This window comes from Streptomyces sp. RKAG337 (assembly GCF_023701715.1).
GTDB lineage: Bacteria > Actinomycetota > Actinomycetes > Streptomycetales > Streptomycetaceae > Actinacidiphila.
On the sequence record NZ_JAJOZA010000002.1, the window covers coordinates 152,137 to 174,026 of the forward strand.

At 70.1% G+C, this 21,890-nt stretch carries 17 protein-coding genes; 4 read left to right on the top strand and 13 right to left on the bottom strand.

Annotation, left to right across the window (positions count from 1 at the left end; all coding sequences use genetic code 11):
• Positions 1-169 precede the first annotated feature (169 nt).
• The 9 genes from LNW73_RS36855 to LNW73_RS35465 form a co-directional block, all read right to left on the bottom strand.
• Positions 170-1,248, bottom strand: a protein-coding gene (locus LNW73_RS36855) for an IS630 family transposase (RefSeq protein WP_441349492.1) whose coding sequence is annotated in 2 segments (ribosomal slippage) — positions 170-747 and positions 747-1,248 — 1,080 coding nt in all. Because the reading frame shifts where the segments join, the coding sequence is not laid out codon by codon here.
• Positions 1,249-1,405: 157 nt separating this feature from the next.
• Positions 1,406-1,843 carry a GFA family protein gene (locus LNW73_RS35430; RefSeq protein WP_250993299.1) on the bottom strand — a complete coding sequence of 146 codons (438 nt, stop codon included), beginning with the start codon at positions 1,841-1,843 and terminating at the stop codon, positions 1,406-1,408.
• Between the two features lie 304 nt (positions 1,844-2,147).
• Entirely contained in the window at positions 2,148-3,149 is a 1,002-nt protein-coding gene (locus LNW73_RS35435; protein WP_285393961.1) for a DUF6624 domain-containing protein, read from the bottom strand.
• Between the two features lie 151 nt (positions 3,150-3,300).
• Complete coding sequence (locus tag LNW73_RS35440; protein ID WP_250993300.1) at positions 3,301-5,148, bottom strand: hypothetical protein; 1,848 nt, start codon at positions 5,146-5,148, stop codon at positions 3,301-3,303.
• A 97-nt stretch (positions 5,149-5,245) separates the two neighbouring features.
• Positions 5,246-5,389: a hypothetical protein gene (locus LNW73_RS35445; RefSeq protein ID WP_250993301.1), complete on the bottom strand. Its 144-nt coding sequence runs from the start codon at positions 5,387-5,389 to the stop codon at positions 5,246-5,248.
• Positions 5,386-9,105, bottom strand: coding sequence for a hypothetical protein (locus LNW73_RS35450; RefSeq protein WP_250993302.1), 3,720 nt, complete (start codon positions 9,103-9,105; stop codon positions 5,386-5,388). The genes LNW73_RS35445 and LNW73_RS35450 overlap by 4 nt, the downstream gene beginning before the upstream one ends.
• Before the next feature lie 216 nt (positions 9,106-9,321).
• Complete coding sequence (locus LNW73_RS35455; protein ID WP_250993303.1) at positions 9,322-10,611, bottom strand: hypothetical protein; 1,290 nt, start codon at positions 10,609-10,611, stop codon at positions 9,322-9,324.
• A gap of 50 nt (positions 10,612-10,661) precedes the next feature.
• Positions 10,662-10,892 carry a hypothetical protein gene (locus LNW73_RS35460; RefSeq protein ID WP_250993304.1) on the bottom strand — a complete coding sequence of 77 codons (231 nt, stop codon included), beginning with the start codon at positions 10,890-10,892 and terminating at the stop codon, positions 10,662-10,664.
• 383 nt (positions 10,893-11,275) lie between these two features.
• Complete coding sequence (locus LNW73_RS35465) at positions 11,276-12,106, bottom strand: hypothetical protein (protein ID WP_250993305.1); 831 nt, start codon at positions 12,104-12,106, stop codon at positions 11,276-11,278.
• Positions 12,107-12,995: 889 nt separating this feature from the next.
• Here LNW73_RS35465 and LNW73_RS35470 point away from each other — a divergent pair.
• Both LNW73_RS35470 and LNW73_RS35475 read left to right on the top strand, forming a co-directional pair.
• Positions 12,996-14,285 (top strand): ParA family protein, encoded by a 1,290-nt coding sequence (locus tag LNW73_RS35470; protein WP_250993306.1) that lies wholly within the window; start codon positions 12,996-12,998, stop codon positions 14,283-14,285.
• Positions 14,282-15,352 (top strand): hypothetical protein, encoded by a 1,071-nt coding sequence (locus tag LNW73_RS35475; RefSeq protein WP_250993307.1) that lies wholly within the window; start codon positions 14,282-14,284, stop codon positions 15,350-15,352. The genes LNW73_RS35470 and LNW73_RS35475 overlap by 4 nt, the downstream gene beginning before the upstream one ends.
• 958 nt (positions 15,353-16,310) lie before the next feature.
• On the opposite strand, the gene LNW73_RS35480 is transcribed toward LNW73_RS35475, so the two are convergent.
• Positions 16,311-17,039 carry a prepilin peptidase gene (locus LNW73_RS35480; protein WP_250993308.1) on the bottom strand — a complete coding sequence of 243 codons (729 nt, stop codon included), beginning with the start codon at positions 17,037-17,039 and terminating at the stop codon, positions 16,311-16,313.
• Positions 17,040-17,351: 312 nt separating this feature from the next.
• Between LNW73_RS35480 and LNW73_RS35485 the strand changes: the two genes are divergently transcribed.
• Positions 17,352-18,782 carry a DUF2637 domain-containing protein gene (locus tag LNW73_RS35485; RefSeq protein ID WP_250993309.1) on the top strand — a complete coding sequence of 477 codons (1,431 nt, stop codon included), beginning with the start codon at positions 17,352-17,354 and terminating at the stop codon, positions 18,780-18,782.
• 91 nt (positions 18,783-18,873) lie between these two features.
• Here LNW73_RS35485 and LNW73_RS35490 read toward each other — a convergent pair whose 3' ends face one another.
• Positions 18,874-19,599, bottom strand: a complete 726-nt coding sequence (locus LNW73_RS35490) for a competence protein CoiA (RefSeq protein ID WP_250993310.1) — start codon at positions 19,597-19,599, stop codon at positions 18,874-18,876.
• 213 nt (positions 19,600-19,812) lie between these two features.
• On the opposite strand from LNW73_RS35490, the gene LNW73_RS35495 reads away from it, so the two are divergent.
• Complete coding sequence (locus LNW73_RS35495) at positions 19,813-20,307, top strand: GNAT family N-acetyltransferase (RefSeq protein WP_250993311.1); 495 nt, start codon at positions 19,813-19,815, stop codon at positions 20,305-20,307.
• A 35-nt stretch (positions 20,308-20,342) separates the two neighbouring features.
• Here the strand turns inward: LNW73_RS35495 and LNW73_RS35500 are convergent, their stop codons facing one another.
• Together LNW73_RS35500 and LNW73_RS35505 are read right to left on the bottom strand one after the other, a co-directional pair.
• Positions 20,343-21,566: a hypothetical protein gene (locus tag LNW73_RS35500; protein ID WP_250993312.1), complete on the bottom strand. Its 1,224-nt coding sequence runs from the start codon at positions 21,564-21,566 to the stop codon at positions 20,343-20,345.
• A gap of 42 nt (positions 21,567-21,608) precedes the next feature.
• Entirely contained in the window at positions 21,609-21,881 is a 273-nt protein-coding gene (locus LNW73_RS35505) for a hypothetical protein (RefSeq protein ID WP_250993313.1), read from the bottom strand.
• Positions 21,882-21,890: the final 9 nt, after the last annotated feature.

Below are 21,890 nucleotides of genomic sequence, written 5' to 3' on the forward strand. Positions count from 1 at the left end.
CCCGGCCAAGCCCGCCCGGTACTGGACATCGGATGCGGCGACGGCGTCCTGGCCCGCCACCTCCACCACCAGTTCAGCCACCGCGCCGCCGGCGTCGACTGCGCGCCCAGTGCACTCGTCCTCGGCGCCGGCAGCGAGCCCCGGGCCGGGAGTTACTGACTTCGGCTTGTCAGGGTGACGTTGGTGTGTCGAGGGTGAGGCCGGTTCCGGCTATGAAGCCGTCGAGGGTGTGGGGTCGGTACTGGAGTCGTTTGATGCGGTTGCGGACGAGGGTTTCCAGGCGGTCCAGGGCCACGACGGCGAGGTTGGCGAGGCTGTTCTTGACGTGGGCCCAGACGCCCTCGACAGGGTTCAGGTCGGGTGCGTAGGCGGGCAGCAGGAACACCGTCAGCCACTCCCGCTCGTCGATCATCCGGCGCATCCGGCGGGAGACATGGGTGTTCAGCCGGTCCCAGACCAGCACCAGCGGGGCTTTCACGAGGTGGTGCATGCCGTCGATCAGGGCGATGAAGTCGTTCTCGCTCATGCTGCGGCGCTCGGCTTTGCCCGCCCGGTGGGTGAGGAGGCGGTAGGACAGGCGGGTGCGGGAGCCTGGCCGCATCGCGATCAGTCCGGCGACCGAGAGGCGGCCCGAGCGGCGTCCGCTGACCGTCACGACCGGGGTGCGGCCCCGCCGGCCCCAGGTGCGTCCACGGGGCGGCCGCCGGGTGAAGCCTGCCTCGTCCTCGAAGCAGATGTAGCCCCCGCAGGCCGCCCGGACCCTTTTACCTCCGCCCAGGTCGCCTCCCTCCACACCGTCACCGCGGCCTCGTCCCGCTCCGCCGTCCGCCGGGCCGGGACCTGCGGGGAGAACCCGAGCCGGTGCATCAGCCGGGTGGCACCCGAAACGCTGTAGGAGACGTGGAACTTCCGGCCGATCAAAGTGGCCACCCGCGCCGCGGTCCACACCTGGTCCTCGACCCAGCCGTGCGCGGCCGGCCCCTCCTCCAGGAAGGCCGCCAGCTTCTCCAGGCTCCGGGGCGACAGCCGGCAACGCGACCCGGACGCACCCCGCGAGACCAACGCCTCCGCACCCCCCTCACGCCACAACCCGTGCCACTGATACGCCGACTTCCGGCTCACCCGCAGCCGCTCCGCGACCTCCAGCGGCCCGACCAGCTGCTCGAACAACTCCACGGCTCGCATCCGAACCGCCTCACGACGCTGACGCCCCGCAGACGTCAGACCGCCCCCATCCGCGTATCTCACACACCAACAGATAGGGCCTACCGGCATGCAGCAAAGGCAACTTCCACAAGATTCACCCTGACGAGCAAAGGTCAGTAACGCCTGCTGGCGGCCGACGACGGGATCCCGGCCGGGAGCATCGGGGGTGCGGGTGAATGAGCCGGCCAGGGGATGGCGGTCAACCAGCCGCGTTGTGCTCGGTCTCCGGCACCGCGTGTAGCCAGCGCACGGCGTTTTCGTGGAAGGACGCGTGGATGGGCACAAGGTCTGTGCCGCTGGTGTCGTCGAGGGCGGTGACGTTGATGCCGATCTCCGGGATGTTGCTGTCGATCGCCGCGACGCGGCTGCCACAGGTCGGGCAGAAACCGCGCTTCGCCTCGCCTTCGAAGGTCTCGTACCAGGTCGGCTCGCTCTCGCCGGTCCAGGTGACCGTCTCGAATCCCACCCACCACATCAAGGGGGTGCCGCCGAGCTTCTGACAGTGCTCGCAAGCGCACGTGTGGGCAAAGACGGCCGGACCCCGGGTGGTGAAGCGGATGCGGCCGCACAGGCAGCCGCCGGTACGTCCCTCGGCTTCTTCGGCTCCCTGGGTGTCGGCGGTGGGGGTGGCATTCATCAGGTGATCTCCTAGGATCGGTTGGCTAGTTGGGTCCAACACGAGGACGCGCGCTGCGCGCCCATCGCCTTCCGAATGTCACCAGCCGACGGTCAGGCGGGTCTGGCCAGTCAGTCATTCCTGGAAACGATCGGTCCGGCGCTCAGGTCACCGCGGAGCCTGGGCGCCGAGTTGCAGCAGAGGCTCGTCGTCAGGGGGTGTTGACCTCGCATCAAGCCTGTCGGCGATGTCGTCCGTCTGCAGGTATGGCCAACATCGACGAACCGACAGCGAAGCGGCCGGCTGGATAAGCAGGCAATGCTCGTCACCGGTCCGCCCCCTGGAAGTGCTGCACGTACTCAGCCAGGGTCTGCTCGAAGCCCCACAGGGCACGCCGTTCATCGACCGTCGTCGGATCCTCAATCGGGACGGGGATCTGGATGCCGTTGGCGTCCGGTCGTACTTGGGTGCCAAATAGCTGACGACGGCCACGAGCGAGGCGGACCCGGTCCTCAAGCATGGCGGCGTGCTGAGGGTCGACGTCGCCCGCGGTGAACGCCGCAGCCAGCAGCTCAAGGCACTGCTCCTGGAAGTCCGGATCAAGATCGGCATGCTGCGCGATCAGCCACGCGGACAGCGAGGCCTTGGGGCCGACCAGCGCCCGCCCTGGCCATCCGCGGTCGGCGATGACCTCGCGCAGCCATGCGGTGTTGTCCCGGTCCACCCGGCGCATCTGCTCGCCCCAGTCCTCTCCGCGTTCGGCGGCCGGCAGCAGCCGGACGGCCTGGTCCGTCTCCTGCCGGGCCAGAAGCTGGGCAGTCAGGGTCTCGTCGTACGCCGGCGGGTGGCGCAGCGCGGCTGCGGACTCGATGGCCTCGAAGAGCGCGCTGCCCATCACCAGGGTGTCGTGCGGGATGTCGAGGGCTGGCAGATCGGTGGCGAGCACCCAGCGTGCGGGATGCTCGGGCTCGGCCGTGGGGCTCAGAGGCCGGTCGGCCACCCCGACGAAGATGTGGTCGCGGTGAAGGTGGCGTTGTGAAGCCCTGCTATCCGCGGCGGCCGGGATGTCCGCGACGTGCCACGCCGACGGCAGGAGCGGGTGCGGGTAGTCGGCCGGTGCCGGTGGGGCAAGGAGCCGCGCCCGGTGTCCAGTTTCTTCAAGGACTTCCCGCACGGCGGCCTGCTCCGGCGATTCTCCCTCGTCAACATGACCTCCAGGGGCGAGTTCACCGCCGATCCTGGGGTGCTCAATCACGCACATCCGCCAAACAGACCCGAAACGGGCGAAGAGGAACACACTCGCCGTCAGATGCACCACGTCGGTCATGCGTCCGGTTCTGGGGCGCGCGGGGTCCCCACGGGCCAGATCCGCGAAGTCGTACTCCCTTTGAGCGACAGCCGTGCCCCTCCCGTCTTAGGACGGACCTGAGTTGGGCTCCAACGGGCGGGTGGGTCCGGCGGGGTCGGGGCCTCGGCGGTCAGCGGACGGGGTAGGGGGTGCGCGTCGCCGGACGTACCTGGCGGCGCAGGCTCAGGGCCTGTTCGTCGCGCAGGGTACGCAGGGCCGTCAGTTCGGAGTTCAGGGCGTCCCATCCTTCGGGCGGCGCGGGCTCCGTCACCCGGTCGCCGTCCCAGACCGGCCCGGGCACGTGCGCGGCGAGCACCCCTCGGCGCAGCTCCCGTTCGTCGTCTTCGAGGATCCGCGTCCTGGTCGTGGAGTGGTGCGTGCCGTCAATGGTGGTGATCGGGGTGAGGAGTTCGTGGTCGAGGAGGTGGCCGATGCGGGAGTCCCACCACGACCAGCGGTGGTGTGGTGCGTCTTGGTCGCGGGCGTCGCGGACGAGGTCGACCGTCTCGAGAGCTCCGGAGCGCCGGACCTCGTCCAGGATCTCCTGGTGGACGTCGGTGAGTCGGGCCGGACGGCGGGGCCTGGCCTTCGTCGCGGTGGCCGGAGGCTGTCCAGTCTCCTGGCGCAGTCGGGCGTGCATCCCGGTCAGGCAGGCGTCGTGGAAGCGGCGTGCCCACCAGGTGTCACGGGCGGGATCATCGACGAGTTCCAGCAGGCCGGGGCACAAATCGCACATCCGCAGTTCGGTCAGGACACGGTCGTCCTGGTCGTCCGGGTCCGGGGCGGTCCACCACGGGCGGGGCTCGGCCGCGGTGCGGCCGCACATCGCGCAGCCGTTGGGATGGTGCGGTTCGCTCGCGAGCGCGGTCACCGTCTCGCGGGCCATCCGGCCGGCGCGGCCCCACCATCGGTACTCCGAGCTTTCCGCTGCTCCGCCCAGGATGAGGCAGGTCTCGCACAGTCCGATCGGGGAGCTGGTGAAGGCCTCGCCGGGGCGGGCCACCCGCTGGCCGGGTAGTGCCCGCCGGCACCACGAGCACTGAGGCAGCGGCTGGGGCTCGGGCGGCTCCGTGTAGGGGGCGGTCGTCTGGGCCTGGAGGGTCAGGTCCCGTTCTTCGCGGAACAGCACCGGCCCTTCGGTGTCCTCGTACGGGGCGAACAGGCGCACGACCTTGCTGCGCCCGGCGAGCGCCAGCCTGGTCTTCCAGTGGCCGTATCCGAGCATGTCCCTGGCCTTGGCCCGTTCGCCCCGGTCTTCGGCGGCGTCGTGCAGGCGCTGTTCGGCCTTGGCCTGCTCGTGGCGGTCGTTCAGTCGTGGCCGTAGCCGTACGGCCAGGTCAACGTGGAGCAGCGGGTCTGTCCCGGGGGCGGCGTAGGCGCCGAGGGCCCGGATTTCTTCGACCCACCACAAGGTGGCGTCCGGGTCGTCGTTGATCTGCGCCGCGGCCTTGACGATCTTGGCCACCAGGGTGTCCGCGCTGCGGCGGGTCGAGGGCCTGCGCCCGGAGGCGTTGGCGAGGACGCGTCCGGCGGGGGTCAGTTTCCAGGTCCGGTGGTCGTGGCGGTCCCACGAGTCGGTGCGGCCGTCGTTCCCGGTGGGGCCGCTCAGCAGACCGGCCCGCACCAGCCGTCGCAGGTAGGCGAGGGTCTCGGCCTCGGTGAAGTTGAGCGGGCCGGTGACGTCGTGGATGCGGAGCCCGTACAGATCGGCGCGCTTGAGGACGTCGCGGGCGGTGCGGACATCGCGTCCGCGCAGTTCGGCGTCGAGGTCGACGACGAACTCGTTCTCATACGTGCCCAGGCCGCCCAGTGCTCGGAGCGCCGGCCTCCCGCTGGGTTCGCCGCCGGCCAGTTTGAGGTCGCGCAGCAGGCGTTCCTGCGCGCTGTGGTCCTGGTCTGCGGGTGAACGGGGTGCGATCACCGTCCGGGCGGGGTCGGGGCTTGCCGGGGATGGGGTGTCGGTGTTCCGCTCAGTCACCTGATCACCGTACCGGCGTGGGGGGCTTGACCATCGCGGTATCGGGGACCGGGGACGGTAGTGGGGGTGAGGAGAAGGAAGCGGCGTGAAGGCGCGTTCACCGGTGTACGGCCTCGTCGACCAGCGTCACGAACCGGCCTGCCCTGTCGGGGTCGTGGCGGCGCCGCTCGGCCGGCGCGTGGAGCCGGGTCTGCAGGGTCAGGTTGTCCGCGGCTCGGAGGTCGCGGACAACGGCCGTCACCGGTTCGGTTGTCCGTTCGGGCTGTTCCACCCTGGGTGGGGGGAGGCTGGATCGGCCAGGATCTGGGCGAGGTGGTCGGCGATCGTGAAGGGCACCTTGGGGTCGGCGAGGAAGCCGGCCGGTTCGAGGGTGCGGGTGACCATCAGCGGGACGACATTCCAGTCCATGCCTTCGGGGGCCTGGCAGGCGCGGGCGGCTTGGGAGGCGTGGGCGGTGATGGTGGCGGTCTTGGCGAGGAGCTTGGTGCAGTAGCGGTCGAATCTCTGAAGGTGTTGGACGAGGTTGTGCGGGGCGACGGCGCCGTGCGGGTTCTTCGCTTCGATCACCCACAGGCGTCGGGCGGCCGGGTCGGCGACGAGCAGGTCGATTTCGCCGATCAGGCCCGGGATGCCGAGTTGGGCGGCGGTCTTCTCCAGGAGCCGGAACTTGTGGGGCAGTCCGGCGTCGCGGGCGATCGTCTTGAGGTCGGCTTCCAGGCGGTCGTCGAGGTGCTGGCGGTGGCGGCGCAGGGCATCTGTGACGGGCTGGGGCAGGTCGGGGTGTGGGAGGCGGCCTTCGTCGAGGTAGGCGGCGTAGAGGTTTTGGGCGGTGTGGATGAGCCAGGGCAGCACGAGCAGCCGGCCGTCGTGGGTGATCAGCGGGTGGGTGGCGGGCCGGGTGCGGCGCTCGACCTCGGTGTAGGCGTGCGGTCCGGTGGCGGCGGCGTTGCCCGGGTGGAGGCGCAGCCGGTCGACGGCGGCCGTCAGGTCGGCTGTGGGCAGCGCTGACCAGGCGGTCGCCTCGCGCACCAGGTCCTCGGGGGTCAGCATGGCGATGCCGTCGGGTCCTGTCGGCCAGTCGGCGGCGCTGGCCAGCACGGCGCCCAGCGCGGCGAACCCGAAGCCCCACTGTTGGTGCAGGAGCCGGTCGGCCCGGGCGAGCTGACTGCCGGGGGGCAGGTCAGGCGCAGCGAACACCGTTGCGGTGCGCGAGCCCCGAGCGGCGAACGCAGCGGATTCGTCGCGGAGTTGTGGCGTCGCGGTGGCGGCCTGGGCGAGAAAGTGTTGCTGCCGGGCCTGCTGGTACGCCTCGGCGTTGAAACCGAGGTGGGCCAGCTCGGCGCCGGGGTCCGCGGTGCCTGCTTCATTGGTGTCGGTGAGGGTGAAGACCCCGGTGGGGTGGATGTCCAGGTGGAGGTCGTGCAGTCGGCGGGAGGCGGCGACGGCGGTGGTCCCGCAGTGCCGGACGAGCTCGGCCAGGGCGACCAGTTCGGCGACGGCCAGGACGTCGACGGGCCGCTGGCCGGCGGGAGGGGTGGCGATGGCCTGTTGGAGCAGGAGCTGCAGGGCGGAGGTGGCTGTGGCGGCGCCGGCTTGGCGGCGGCCGGCTTCCGGGGCCCAGTTCGCTCCCCACGGTGCGGCGAGGTTCACCTCCACTTCGTGGTGGCCGCGGGTGCGGCTGCTCCAGGCCGCGTTCAGCTGTCGCGCCAACTCTTCGACGAGGTCCGGTTGGTGGGCGCGGATCTGCTGGGTGAGTTCGTCTTCCAGGGCGTGGAGCAGCTGTTCGGCGGGGCCGCCGTGGCCGTAGGCGTCCGTCCCGTGCCAGGAGCCGGCCGGGACGCGGGCGCGGCGGATGGCTGCAGCCGCGGTACGCAGGACGCGGGCGTGCAGGTGGTGGGAGCGCGGCAGCGTGTAGTGGGGGGTGGTGGCGGGCCAGTAGGTGGCGTTGCCGGTGATGCGCAGCACCGGATACGCCGCGTCCCAGGCTTCCGCGAACTCCTCCGGGTCGGTGCCGGGGCCGGCGCCTCGGCCTTGGCGGACTTGGGCGACGAGGTGGTGCAGGAGCCGGCCCAGGATCCGGTGGCCTTGTTGGCCGTCGCCGGTGAAGGAGGCCAGCAGCGGCGGATCGAGGTCGACGCCGATCCGGGCCTGGTCCGGCTGTGCCCCGGCGTGCAGCAGCAGCCGCTCCCCCGCCTCCTGCTCATCGGCGGGCCGGCTGTCCGGGTCGGTGGGCGGTGGTTGGTGGGGTTGGGTGGTCTCGGTCAGCTGCAGCACGACGGGGGCTCCGTCGGGCAGGGTGAAGTGGGCGGTGACCGGCGGGCATCGGGTGATGGTGGTGCGGATGCTGTCGGCGAGGCCGGTCATCGCGGCCAGGTCGAGGACCGCGCCGGGCTCGGGGCAGGGGTTGGCGATGACCGTCAGCGGCGGGACGGTGCTGATCCGCACCATCAGCTCTCCCCCGTCGCTGCCGGGATACAGAAGGTCGGCATGTTCGCCGGGAAGCCCTGGATCGGGTTCGGCGAGGTGGGCGAAGCGCCAGTGCAGCGCCTGGGGCAGTCCGGCCGCGGCCAGGACGTCATCGGTGCGTGCCCAGGTCGCGGCGCGCTGCCAGCTCGGGTCGAACCCGGCCGGGGGGACGGCGGCCACCTCCTGCCGGTCCGGGGCCGGCAGGAGCAGCGTGCTCTCGCGCCGCCACGCGGTCCACGCGTCGAGCGGCTCGCGGTAGAAGACGGCGTCGACACCGGGGTGCTCGGTGAGCTCCAGGACGAACAACGCCACGGTGGCCGGATCGCCTTCGGCGTCGGCGAGGATCTCGGCGAGCTCTTCGAGGTGGAGGTAGGCGGTGTCGGTGATCAGCTCCGGGCCGAGCACCCGGGGCCCGCCGTAGACCACGAGCCGCCCCCGGCCGGGAGCGCCACTGGCAGCGAGGGCGGACCGGCCCTCTTCGATTCGCCCGGACAGGCCCCCGTCGGACAGCGCGCTGACGACGGCGATGTCGTAGCGGTAGCCGGGCGAGGAGATCACGCATACCCGCCCGGGCTTAGCCGGGGCCTCGTCCAGGCCCAGCAGCTGCGCGACGCGGTCCGCGGTCAGCTCCTGCAGCCGCTCCTGCGCGCCCTGCGGATCCGGGACCGCGGCCAGGAGGTGTTCGAGGGCCGCGGCGAAGGTGTTCAGCACGGCGCAGACCGGCACCAGCCGGCGGCGGCCGTGGGCGACGACGGCGAGCACCGGACCGAGCAGCGATCTCGTCGGGTGGTAGCGCAAGGGAAGGTCGGCGAGGTCCGCAGTCAGCCACTGCAGCGCCCGTTCCGCGCGCTGCGGGTTGCGGCACGCGCCGGTGAGCATGGCGGGATCGAGGCCGGCCAGCTCCTGGGCGGCCTCGGCCTCACCGGGGCTGATCCCGCACGCGATCTCCTGCGCGACCCGGTCCTCGTATGCCTGTGGCCACGCCGGCGCGAGCGCGGTGACCGCGTGGTCGCTATAGCGCAGCACCAGTTCCAGAACGTCGGTGAGGGTGAACCCGTGCACGCTCAGGAGCGGTTCGTCGACTGCCAGGGCGGTCAGCTGCGCGCTGCGCAGGAACATCAGCGGGTGGTCGAGCTGTCCGGGGTGGACCAGCAGCCGCTCAGCTGCCACCTCGAACGCCACCAGGGCGCGAGGATCGTTCGGCTCGGCCTCGGTCACCGTTCCCCGGCCCGGAGCAGCCCGGACGGCGGCCTCGACCAGGCCGGGCAGGTCTCCGGCGCCCGCCTGGTCCCCGGGGCGGGAAGGCGTGCGCAGGACGCGGGTCCACAGCAGCAGCAGGTGATCCCCGAAGCGGGAGCAGCCCGGCGACGCGAGCGCTGCATGGAGAACCACCAGCAGCGACTCGGTCGAGTAGCGGGCCAGGACCCGGTCGAGGGGTTTCCACTGCACACGCCGGTGCTGCGCGGAGGTGGGCTGCTGGGCCGTTGCCATCGTCGGTCTGTCTCCCTTGCCGGATTCCTCCCCCAGAGCCTGGCAGCAACGGCGCTCCCCCGCTGGGGATTTACCCTCGGCCACCGCAGGCCTCTTCGCCGAGAGCACGGCCACCTCGGAAACCGGGAGCCCGCCGCTGCGGCTTGGTGCCTGGAGCGTTGACCGGTCCGCTGAAGCCGTCGATCACCGTGGCGCGGGCCCCCACGGAGTCGGCGCTCATGCGCACGCTCCCACGGTCGGCCGGGTGAGGTGGTCTCGCCAGACGGGTCTGGCCGGGTCGGAGGTATCCCAGCCGCGCCATGCCGCGTCGAGGAGTTCGCCGGTGACCGGGTCGACGACGCCTTCGGGCACCAGCCGCAGCGGCGGCCGGGCGGGCCTGCGGTTCTCCGCGCTGCGGCGGGCCCGGTGCTCCAGCCAGAGCTGATACCCGGCACGCTGGTCGGCGTGCCGCTGGCGGCGGCGCGCGCCCAACCCCTGCGTGCCGCGTTCCTGCGCCACGCGGACCAGCTGTTCCTCGTCCGGCCGCAGCCCTTCTCCGTCGACGCCGGCCAAGTGCCGGGGCAGGTAGAACAACCCATCGGCCTCCTCCGCCAGGCCATCGGTGAGCAACTTGTCCAACCGCCGGCGGACCGTAGTGCGGTGCAGCCCCGTGGCCAGCGCCAGAGCGGGCACATCACTTCCGTCCAGTGGGTCCAGGCAGGCCATCAGCCGTGCTCCCGAGACGCCGTGGCCGAAGTGGTGGAACGCGTCGTGGGCCATCACGGTGGACAGCGAGCGGGTGCTGAGCGAGGGCGTGTGCAGAGCCGGGACACCTCCTGCCCCCGTCTCTCCCGCAGCTGGCAACTGTCCCGGGGCTGCACCATCAACCTCAACCACCGCTGGTGGTACGCGAAGAACCCACTGCGTCCCGCTGTTCTTCCCCACCCCCGCCCTCACGAGCAGCAGCCATCCCGCCGTCCGCAACCGGGTGTTGCTGGCCTCCGCCGTCGATTTCGCGCACCCCATCAACTCGGCCAGCTGCCGCACCGACACCTGATGGTCGAGCCCGCCCGAGCGCTCCGCCAGCCGCAACCTGGCTGTCAGGTTCTTCTCGTCGATCCCCCCGCTGCTCCCCCGCCACACGGCGACTTCCACCGCATTGCGGACCCCGACGACCCCCACCACGGCGTCGGTGCGGCACACGATCGTGCCCGAGGAGCCCACGAAGCGGCGGGCCTTGGCCAGCATCTCGCCCAGCTTGCCCTCGGCGTACCGGTCGCCCTTGCGCGCCCGCAGACCCCGCGCCCACACCCCGCCGGCCGTCGGCCGCAGCACCAGCGCCTCGTACCACTGCGCCGGCGTCCACTCCCGGCCCGGCTGCGACACCGCGACAGCCAGAGCCATCGTCAGCCGGTAGCCGCCGTCGCCGGCGTTCCGCCCCCGGTAGCGGCCCTCGACGTCACCGTCCAGCAGCAGCCGGCGCGTCCGCACCGACAGGCCCGGCAGCTGCTCGACCCACTCCCGCAACCGGCGCCCCGGCCGCGCCGTGCCCGCTGAACGCCCCCTCGCGGCCGCGCTCACCGCTCGGCCCCGTACGTCCGGGTCCACACCGCGGCGCGCGCCTGGACGGCCAGCAGCACCGCCCAGCAGATCCCGTCCTCGTCGAGACCCGCCTCCGCCGCCTCGGTCCGAGCCCGCTCAGCCTCGACCCTGACGTCTGAGCCAGCCTCCATCGCGGCGGCGACCTTGGCGCGCCCGTTCAACCAGGCCCCGGCCGCGTCCATCGCCGCCGCGGCGGCAACGCCCACCTGGTGCGTCAACCCGCAGGGGCGGCACCGCCCATCGGCACCGCGGTCCTCGGCCCACGACCGGCAGCCCGGACACCGCGACGGATACCGCTCGCTCCCGACGCCCTGGGCCCCGGTGGCCGCGGCCACCGGGGCAGACACCTGGGCGGGCCTGACAGGCTCCACGGGACCGGCCGAAGCCGCCTCCAGCTCGCACATCGGGCACGACCCGGCATGCTCCACGCACCCCGGGCAGGCCCCAGCGGCGACAGCGGCCGCCCGGGCACGTGCCCGGCGCCGCTCCTCCCGCTCGGCCCGGCACTCCTCGCAAGCCTCCCCCGACGCCCACAAGGTCCCCGACTCGCACTTCGGGTCGTGACAGCCCCACCGTGGGACGCCGACCTTCAGCAGCCAGCCCCCGGGTTGCCGATCTCCGCCGCCGTCTCCCGGGCGAACCGGCGCTCCAGGCGCTGGCGCAGCCGCTCCGGCTCGATGCCCAGCGTCAGCTGCGCTCCCAGCTCCCGGGCGACCTTGCGCTGGACGTAGACCGTGGTGCGCTCCAGCAGCCAGCGCACCGGCTCGGTCATCCACGCCATCCGGGTGCTGTACGTCAACTCCGGTCCGGCGTAGGGCTTCTGAGGTCCCGGGGCGGCCGGCTGATCAGCAGCGGGGGTGGGAGACAGGTCTTGTTCAACCGCGCGCAGCGCGAGATCGGCGCCGTCGATCGCTGGCGGCCGGTTGTTCGAGGGAGCCGAGTTATCCACAGGCGCCTCGCGCGAAGCTACCTCTACCTCGCCTACGGCGGGTGACAACCCCCCACCGTCGCCCTTCTCCAGTCCCTCAGTCCTAGTGTCTTCCTCTGTCGCGAGGGATCCGTCACCAGCCTGCGAACCCGACCCGTCACCAACAGGCGAGCCACTCCCCCGCTCTTCGACGCCGTCGTCCTCAACCGCGTTCGACTGCTCCACCGGCGTCGGCTGGTCCAGCACGATGTACTCATGCCGGCCCTGCCAGCCGGCACGGCGCTTCACGATCAGCCAGCCCAGCGCCTCCAGCGAGTCGATGACCGCGCTCGCCGCCGCCGCGCCGATCGGCTCCCCCGCGCGCTTCCCACTGTGGTGGACCAGAAGCTCGCCGAGCTCCCGCTCCGACACCGGCAGGCCCAGGGCAGCCGCGTACGCCAGAGCAGCCCACGCCCGAAGCTGACGTGGGTCCAGAAATTCCGCGGCAAGCACAGGAATCCACACAAACCGCTCACCACGTGGCAACGGCCGTGTTCGCCGTTGTGCAGTGGTCCCGCGGCCGCCTCGCATTGTTCTACGACGGCTCGTTAGCTCCCGGACTCCGTCATGAGGATCGGCTGCACTCAGAGCCCGCAGACCACGTTCCACCGTCGACGGACTGAGCCTGAGGTACGTGGCCAGCACTTTCACACCAGCAGTGCAGCCCTCCGGCCGAGCTCCGAGGGCTGCAACCTTCACGAAGACTGACAATGCAGCGTCAGGTGCGGTGGGGGAACACACGATTCGCCAGGGCGCGCGAATCCGTCCGAAAGCTCTGGCGGGCGTGGCTCCGAGGGCGAGGCCACCGCCTGCTAGCTCATCGCAGAGTTCTTCAGCGGCCGGACCCTCCAGCAAGGCTGGCAACGTTCCTCCATCGTGCGCGATCGCTCCCGAGCGCTTTCTCCCCCTCGTGCATGTCGGCGAGAGTGCGACGATTGGATCGCCGGACTGCCCTGCCATAACGAAGTTCGAATTGCGCGAAAGCCACCTCTGGAATTTCTCCCGCGGGGCTTGCATAGGCGGCCTATCCACCCACGCGCCAGTGAAGATACACCCTCTGACCTGCTGCTCTGTGCCATCGTCGGCGACGGGCGTGGCGTAGAGGTGACATCGAAGATGGCTATTAACTGCGCCAGTAAAAGGACCAAATCGGAGGTGACAAGCACGTCGCGACGTGACTCGGAATGTGCCGTTTCGATAGGTCAAGCCATTTGTGATTTGCCCGCTGAAGTCGCAGGAATCAAACCATTCTGGGTTGCAGACCTGCGCCGGGGTTGGAGCGACCTACTCATCGCGATGGAACGAACAATCAGACAAATCGACCATCGGGTTTGGGGTCACCGTGACCACCGAGGTGATCAGACGCACCATCGAAACGGCGCCGCGGACGACACACTATGCGACACGCGGGATCAGCCTGACCGACAAGTCAACGACTGATAAGTTAGTCGTCATGACGACCCCCTTCAGCGATGCGAGCACCGAGAAGCTCATCGCCAACGTGACACCAGAGATGCGCAGAGACCTCAAGATCCGAGCCGCTGAGCGCGGACTCAACGTCTCCGACGCGGTCATCCACGCGCTCTCGCTCTGGTACGAGAAGACGGATGTTCCCCACGTGGAAGTCAAGGGGGCGAAGTCTTGGGCCTCCTATGTCCCAGTCGGGGGCATCGCTCGCTTCGAAGAGGAGTGCGATGCCCGAAGCGTCACCAAGGTCCAGGGAATCGCGCAGGCCATCACTAACTGGCTCCTCAACCACCCCTCCCCCGCCGAGCGCCTGGTGGCTCAACCCGTCAAGCGGATCCTGGTCGGCAATCAGAAGGGCGGCGTGGGCAAGACCTTCATCTCGGCCGGCCTGGCGCAGGCGTTCGCCGAAGCTGGCTTGAGGGTGCTCCTTGTCGACTACGACCCGCAGGGGCACCTGTCCGCGCGGCTCCAGGTGGCAGATCTTCCAACGGGCGGAGACAGTCTCCTCACGCACATGTTGGGCAAAGCCAAGCAGCACCTCCGGCGCTCGATCATCGCCTTGGAGGAAGTTCGACTCCCTGGCGATGAGCGCCCTGCGACCATGATGTTCGATGGCAGGTTGCACATACTGCCTGCCCACGAGGATGCGTTCCTCATGGACGCGGAACTGGCGACGATGCGCGCGGGTCGTGATACCTGTCTTCGTCGAGCATTGGAGCCCATCGAGGCCGACTACGACGTCATCGTGCTTGACGGTCCCCCCAACCTCGGTCTGGGTATGGACCTGGCGATCGACTACGTGCAGCGTCGTCCCGGCGAACTGGTCGAGCATTCGGGGATTCTGATCCCCGTGTGGTCGGACAAGTCCTCCTTCCGCGCCTACAACTTGCTGAACCGTCAGATCGCCACCACGTGCGGCAATATGCAAATCAAGGTCGATCAGCTCGGGTTCATCGTGAACGCGTACGACTCACGCAAGGGAACCGTCACGCGCGGGTTCTACGACGAGTGGAACTCGCTGACCTCCCCGAGCGTGCTGGCGGAACTGAAGGACTCCATCGAAGGTCGGGAGTCTTCCGACTACGAGATTCCTCTGTTCCAGTACGCACCCGACTGCATCCAGTCTGAAACGATGCGCAAACTTGCTAAGGAACTCTCCGCATGAGTAAGTACCGTCCAGCGACATTGCCGAAGGGCAACTCAGAAGAGAGCAGCGAAGGAGGAGCAGTTCCTCCAGTACGTACTCGTGCCGAGATCCGTGCTGAGTGGGAGGAGCGTCAGCGGGAAGAGCAGGCAGCTGCCGCGAGCACTCAGCACGCTGATCCGGCAGAAAGCGCTGAGGCGGACGGGGGCGGTCAGACGCAGCAGGAGCCGCCCGTCGAGGAAGTCAGTGTGACCTCGGCCGCAAGGAGTGATGAAGGTGAAGTAGCTGAGCCGCCGACTGTCTCAGTTGAATCAGCGCTCCCTGAGACGAGCGGCGACGAGGTCGAACTGAGCGGTGAAGACGGCGGGTTGGTGCATCTGCCCGCGAATCGCGACGACCTCGGCTTCGTTGCGATGCCGGCCTTCAGCGAACCGACGAGTTCCGACCCGAAGGAGAGACTCGATCACTATGCGCGCGGAGTGGTGGCCGCGGAGTATGCCTCACGTGCGAATGTGCAACGAGCGCATCAGCAGAAGATCATCGTTCAGGGGCAAAACCTGCTTGCGATGAAGAAGGAGAAGCTCTGGGAGGTTCTTGGACTCCCGGACTTCGATGCCTTGGTTCAGCAGCGCTTCAACTATGGGAAGAACTACGCGAACAAGCTCATCCGCACCATGCCGGTGGTGAGGGCACTGGAGCTTGTCACCAGCATGGAACTAGCAGAGAAGCACTTGCGTCCGCTCGTGCCTGTCCAAGACCGGCACGGCGATGAAGCCGTTCGGGAGACCTGGGATGAGGCACTTCGGAAGGGCAAGATCACAGAGAAGGCATTGAGGGAGGCGGCCTACTTCCTCGGCTATGGCGACCCCATCGAGCAGGACGGAAACTCCAGTGGTGGTCAGCGCCGTGCAGCGACAGGCTCCTCTTCCTCGGCTCGCGTGCGATCGGTCGAGGAGGCATTCGGTGCGATCCGCTCGCTGATGCAGACCGACAGTGAGCAGGCACGCAAGGAGGCGCTGGAGCTTTGGAAGCTAGCTGAGGAGTTGAGGGCGGAGCTCGGAATCGAGATCGCCCCAACCGGCGTCTGATTCGAACTTCGCAGGGGCGGCGGCACGCATTGCGTGGCGCCGCCCCTCTTTTTTGCGAGATTTTCTGACCCGACTCCCTTGGGTACCCGGGGTACCCAGCGGCGGGGGAGCGCGGTTTGGGTACCCGGGGTACCCGCGGCCTCGGTCGGCGGGTTTGGGTACCCGGGGTACCCGCGGCCTCGGTCGGCGGGTTTGGGTACCCGGGGTACCCGCGGCCTCGGTCGGCGGGTTTGGGTACCCGGGGTACCCAGCGGCGGGGGAGCGCGGTTTGGGTACCCGGGGTACCCAGCGGCGGGGGAGCGCGGTTTGGGTACCCGGGGTACCCAGCGGCGGGGGTCTCCTGGTTTGGGTACCCGGGGTACCCGCAGCCTCGGTCGGCGGGTTTGGGTACCCGGGGTACCCGCGGCCTCGGTCGGCGGGTTTGGGTACCCGGGGTACCCGCGGCCTCGGTCGGCGGGTTTGGGTACCCGGGGTACCCGCGGCCTCGGTCGGCGGGTTTGGGTACCCGGGGTACCCAGCGGCGGGGGAGCGCGGTTTGGGTACCCGGGGTACCCAGCGGCGGGGGAGCGCGGTTTGGGTACCCGGGGTACCCAGCGGCGGGGGAGCGCGGTTTGGGTACCCGGGTACCCAGCGGCGGGGGTCTCCTGGTTTGGGTACCCGGGGTACCCGCAGCCTCGGTCGGCGGGTTTGGGTACCCGGGGTACCCAGCGGCGGGGGAGCGCGGTTTGGGTACCCGGGGTACCCAGCGGCGGGGGTCTCCTGGTTTGGGTACCCGGGGTACCCGCAGCCTCGGTCGGCGGGTTTGGGTACCCGGGGTACCCAGCGGCGGGGGAGCGCGGTTTGGGTACCCGGGGTACCCAGCGGCGGGGGAGTGTGAGGACTTAATCGAATGCATGTTCCCCACCGCTGGGTCGAGTTCGTTGATCTAGGACTTCGTCTCGCGGGAAGGAGGGAAGACTCAGTCGACGGCCAATGCGGAGATGAGAAGTGCGCCAGCGATCATGAATGGCCCGAACGCGAGATGGCTCCTCCGGGAAGCCCTTCCGAGCAGCATTAGAGCGAGTCCGACAACCGCCGCAAGAGCAAAGCCCGCGAAGGCGCCGCGGAGGACGGCAGTCCAGCTCGACCAGCCGAGTATGGCGCCAACTGCCGGCGCGAGTTTGACGTCGCCCATCCCCATGCCGACCAGGACGAGGACAAGGTAGAGCGCCGTGATGAGTACGGCGGCTTCGAGAGCCCTCCAGAAACTACCGGACTCTCCAACGAGCGCGGCTCCGCCGAGGAGTAGAAGCGTGCCGGCGGAGGCGGGCAGGGTCAGCACGTCGGGGAGTCGGTGGACCGTGAGGTCGATGATGGTCAGTGCGGCGCCGCAGGCGAGTAGCCAGTACTGGGCGGCTCCGATCCATCCGGTTGCTCCGGAGGCGGCGAGGGCAGCGAAGGCCGCGCCCGTGAGTCCTTCAGGGAGGCCGGCGGCCGGACCGATCTTCTCGTGGCACGACGGGCAGCGACCTGTCGTCGCTCGCAGCCAGCCGCCCATCCCGGGGGAGGGGTAAGCGGCGGCGCACGCTGGGCAGGCTCGCCGGTTCGGTTCGCCGCGAGGTACTGCTCGGGCGAAGATCAGCGGCCGGGCTGCCGCGCCGGCTGCCAGCCCGGCGAGGAGCGCGACGACGACGGTGATCACGGACATCGGAAGGCTCCCAGGCGGTGGGCGGACAGATATTTCAGCCAGCCCGGAGACTGATCTACTGAAGCGTAACGAAGCCAACGAGGGCTGACGCGGGTGGGGCAGAACGTGATCTTCAGTACAAACCGGCAGGTCGGGGAGGGTACCGTGGGGAAAAGGGGGTGGTTCGTAGACTTCATCCCTCGTACCGTTCTGATTCACCGGGGTGGCTCGAATGCACGGGGAGGTCGATCCGTGTCACACCCGAGGCGCTGATCGCACCTCTATGGGCGATGCGCGCCTGCGCACGGACTCGACGAGAGGGAAGAACGACCAATGACCGCTGGGTCGAGCAGCACCGTCCTCCAACCGCATGCCCCGAACGACCCTGCCCCCGGGCGCACGAAGGTGCAGTGGACCAGGGGACGCAAGGCACTGTTCGGAGCGATCGGACTCGGGTCGATCGCGATCGCAGCCGCCGGATTCACCGGCTCGTACACCGCGGTCCGATCCCTTGCGGAGGAGAAAGGTTTCGGCTCCTTCGCCCCAGCCTTCCCGCTCGCCGTCGACATGGGCATCGCCGTCCTGCTCGCGCTCGATCTGGCGCTCACCTCGGTCAATCTGAAGTACCCGTTGTTGCGGTACATCGCCTGGCTGCTGACAGCGGCGACGATCACGTTCAACGCGGCGTCGTCCTGGCCGGACGTGCTGGGTTCGGCGATGCATGCCACGATCCCGTTGCTGTTCATCTCGGTGACCGAGGCGATGCGCAACGCGATCGCCAAGGCGACCGCGATCGAGTTCGACCAGCACATGGACTCCATACGGTTGGCCCGCTGGATCCTCTCGCCAGCGTCGACCTTTTCTATATGGCGGGACATGAAGCTCTGGGAGATCCGGTCGTACTCGCTTGCCCTGGAGCGGTACCAGGAGAAGATGTTGCTGCGCCAGGACCTCAGGGCCGAGTACGGGCGCCGGTGGCGGAAGAAGGCGACCGGCCCGCAGATGCGGCCGCTGCGTCAGGCCAGGCTCGGCATTGCGATCGACCGTGGTGCCGGAGCCCCCGTGGCAGCGGAGCAGCAGCGTGAGGACGTACCTGCTGCGAGGAGCACGACGGCGGAACCGCCCGCGCAGCTCTCGCCCCCCTCGGTAGAGATTCCCTCCATCGCCCCGGCACCCGTACTCCCCACCGTTGCCTTGGCCCCCGAGCCGCCCATACAGCCGGCACCGGCACCGGCACCGGAGCCACAGGTGCCGCCGACGGCGCGTGAGGAGTTCCCGGAGAGCGAGCCTGAGCTCGAGCTCCCGCAACCTCGTGCGCAACCCGTCCAGGAGCAGGTTCTCGGTCCGGACGCGGAGCCGCGTGCCGATGAGGCGTTGGCGCCCGCCGCCTCCGGCGCTTCCACTTTTGAGGTTGTTGAGGACAGGGGCGAGGAGTTCGACGCGGAGGACAACGAGACGGCCGAGGGGGAGATGGAGGAGCCCAAGGTCGACCTGGGTGTGGCCCCGCCGAACGAGACGAAGGTCCAACGCGCGGAGCGGATCTACCTCGCTCACCACCAGGCCGGTGTGGAGCTCACGAAGCCGAATCTGGCCCGGTGGGCCGGCTACCAGCAGGAGGGGTCGGGCCGCACCCAGTACAACAAGCTGGAGAAGAAGTACGGCCCGATCGTGATCCGCGAAGGGGCTGATCAGCTCGATCTGAATTGGCCGGCGCAGCCGGACGGACGAGGTGTAGGGCTGCGACCGGTGGAGTCGGCGAGGTAGCAGGCTCGAACCGGGGGAGTGGGCGGCCGGCGGCCCGTGAGCTGAGTAGTTGTCCGGGCCGTGCACGATCGTGTCGGTGGCCCCGCTCCCGTCACAGGCGGCGCCTGGCGGCCTGGGCGAGGTACTGCGGTGCCGTCCAGCCACCGACCCAGTAGTCGCGGGGTGGACTGAACCGCCGGGGCACGACTTGCTCGTTCAGAGTCCAGGCGACGAAGTCGTCGAGGAGGACCTGGACGGGCTCCCAGTGCAGGCCGGTCCAGCGGAACAGGCCAGTGATCACGCGCCAGGGATCGGCGCGGTCGGCCGGGGGCCGCACGCGTATCGCGGGGACGTACGGCATCCACGGACGGTGGCCTTCCACGAAGACCCAGCACACGACGACGCAATCAGCGGCGAGGGTGGCGGTCCGTCGGCGCGCGTCGTCGGCGGTGATGGAGGACATCTGTGCTTCCCATGCCATCCGCCGGCCAGATCCGGTGGTGGCCAGGACATCGGCGCGCCACCGTCCTTCGGGGCCGCGGACTTCGAGGTCCGCCTGGTGGCCCGCACCGCGGATCGCGGTGGCGAGCTGAAGCTTGAGGAGGCGGTGCTCCATGGTCTCCAGGCCCAGCGAACACTGGGGGCCGCCCGGGTCGTGGGCGAAGTACCGCAGGCCGGCGACGGACCGCTTGGCGTGCATCCGGTGCTGGCAGTACGTGCAGGACAGGTCCGCGCGTGGGGTGACGTTGTGGACCTGGTCCCAGGCCCAGCCGCACCCGAGGTCGTCCTGGGTGGCGTCGAGCAGTCCGCGGGCGGGATGGCGTGCGGTTAGCGGCATAGCAGCGAACTCCCCAATGGCTCGATGCCGGAAGTCTGCTCGTCATGCTCGTTCACCATGCGCATGACGGTCGCGGGCGCGGGCGAGGGATCTGTCCTTTGTCCGCCGGTGACCGGTGTACGGCTCAGCCAACCCTGGCTGCGGGGTCGCGTCCGGCCCCGCGTACATTCACCGCACGGCCGGATCGGAAGCGAATCTGTGAGAGGGGTTTGCATGGGTACGCGGGTGACGCTGTGGTCCCGGCTGGCTGCCGGATGCCTCGGACGTGCCCCGGCCGGGGAGGCTGGCGCCGGGGACTTCTGGAAGTACCGCCCGCCGACGACCCCAGCGGGATTCCAGCAGTTCATGGCCTGCGCCGCGGACGGGTCCGACTTCGCCCGCGTGACCTGGCAGACGTGCGCGCAGTGTCGCCTTGGCCTGGTCGTACAGATCAGGGTCAACCCCAAGCGTCGCGGTGCGGGTTACGGCACCCGCCTGATGCTGCGTGCCATGCGGGGCTGCGAGGCGTACACCTGGACCACCACGGTGCAGTCCGCCGAGTTTGGCCGCCCGTTCTTCCGCGCGCTGAGCAAGTCGACAGGGGCCGCCTTCACCGCCAAGGCCAACTTGTGCGAGCACATGGCGATCGAGCCCCGGCCTGAGGGACCGGCTCAGCGGGAGGAGCCGCCACCTCGAGCGCCGCGACGGTGGCCCCACTGGCGCAGATGAGGGACGCCGAACAGCTGCCTGCCGCGTACGCCCGGTCAGGGCAGAAGGGCAGTGGAGTCGGCGAGCCGCTGGCGTAGCCCGACCAGGGCCTTGGTGAGTTCGCCCTGCCGGGCGCGGAGCTCGCCGAGGACCTCCCGCTCGGACCGTCCGCGGCGCGGTGCGCGGGCATGGGCGGCGGCCAGGCGCAGCGCCGAGATGTCCGGCCGGTGGTTGTAGTGGGTGGCCAGGGCGCGCAGCACGGCCCAGAGCCATTGCTTGGTGGCGTCGGGAACGGGTGCCGTGGCGTGAGGGTCGGCGCGCGAGGGGGCGGGTAGGAAGCGCGGCACGAAGGGGGTGAGGTCCTGGCTGGTGGGGTGGTCCCAGGCCCCTCGCAGACTTACTCCGTTCACCACCAACTCGTGGTCGTGGTGGTTGCCGGGGGAGCTGGTGCCGTACCGCACGCTGATGCCGTCGGGCACCGGTTCGGCGCTGTGCGGGTGGGGGCCGATGGCGACGCTTCCGGCCAGGCGGGCGCCAGCCACGGAGTAGGTGACCGTTCCGGCGGGCTGGTTGACGGCGCTTTCGCGTACGACCATGGAGCCCGCGCTCTGGCCGTGGTGATCGGCGAGGGCCAGGCGCGTGGCGGCAGCGGCCGGCGCGGTCGGCGTCGGGGGAGTGGAGGCCAACTCCGCGCATCGGGTGCGGCGTGCTTCGTGCTCCTGGATCGACCTGTTCGTCGCGGCGAGTGCTGCTTCGGTGGTCATCAGCGTGGCCTGGGCTCGGCGGGCGGCGGCCGGTGCCGAGCGCCGGGCGGCAACCAGGACCAGGGCGTGCCGGTTCGGCAGGGAGTGCCAGTGCTGAAGGACCGCCAGGACGGCGGCTTCGAGTCGCTCGCGGGCACGGTCGGCCACGCGGCGGGTGCGGTAGTTCTCGCCCAGCACGACTCCCTCGAACAGGACGGCATCCGGGTCGGGGAGCCGGCCGAGGTCTGCGCAGGTGGCCGTGCCGTGTACCCGTACGCCGTGGACGACTGGCTCGTGCGGGCGCGGGGTGTACGGGCGGACCGGCGGCGCTCCGTCGCCGAAGTGCAGCCGGGCACCGGTGGGCATCAGCTCGTCGGCGACGGTGTAGGGCGCCACCACCATCACTCCGAGCAGATGGGGCGCGCGTACTGCGTACCGGGCCAGGCCTGTGTGCGCGTCGGTGGTGACGGCGACGGCCAGCTGACCGTCGCCGGGCAGTTGGAGGCTGCCGTGGTCGGTGGCGGGCGAATGGGGCACGGGGGGTCTCCTGGAACGGTCGAGCGGCTGGGCGCGAAGGGACTACCGGGCGGCCGAACGCTTGCGTTCCCGGGCCCCGATGCTCAGCCCGGCCTCGGTCGCCCGGGGCAGGGCGTCATGGCGCGCCAGGCCCAGGGCGTACAGGGCGCGGATCACGAGGTGGTTGACGTAGTGGGGGAGGTACCCCGTGTGCGGGTCGGCCAGGGCCAGGGCGTTGCGGTGGGCCTGGGTTACCTTCGTGGGCTCGCCCGGGGGCGGGCCGGTGACGTAGGGGCGGGCGGCCTTGGGCGTCTTGTTCGTACGGCGTCGGGGCACGGCGGATCT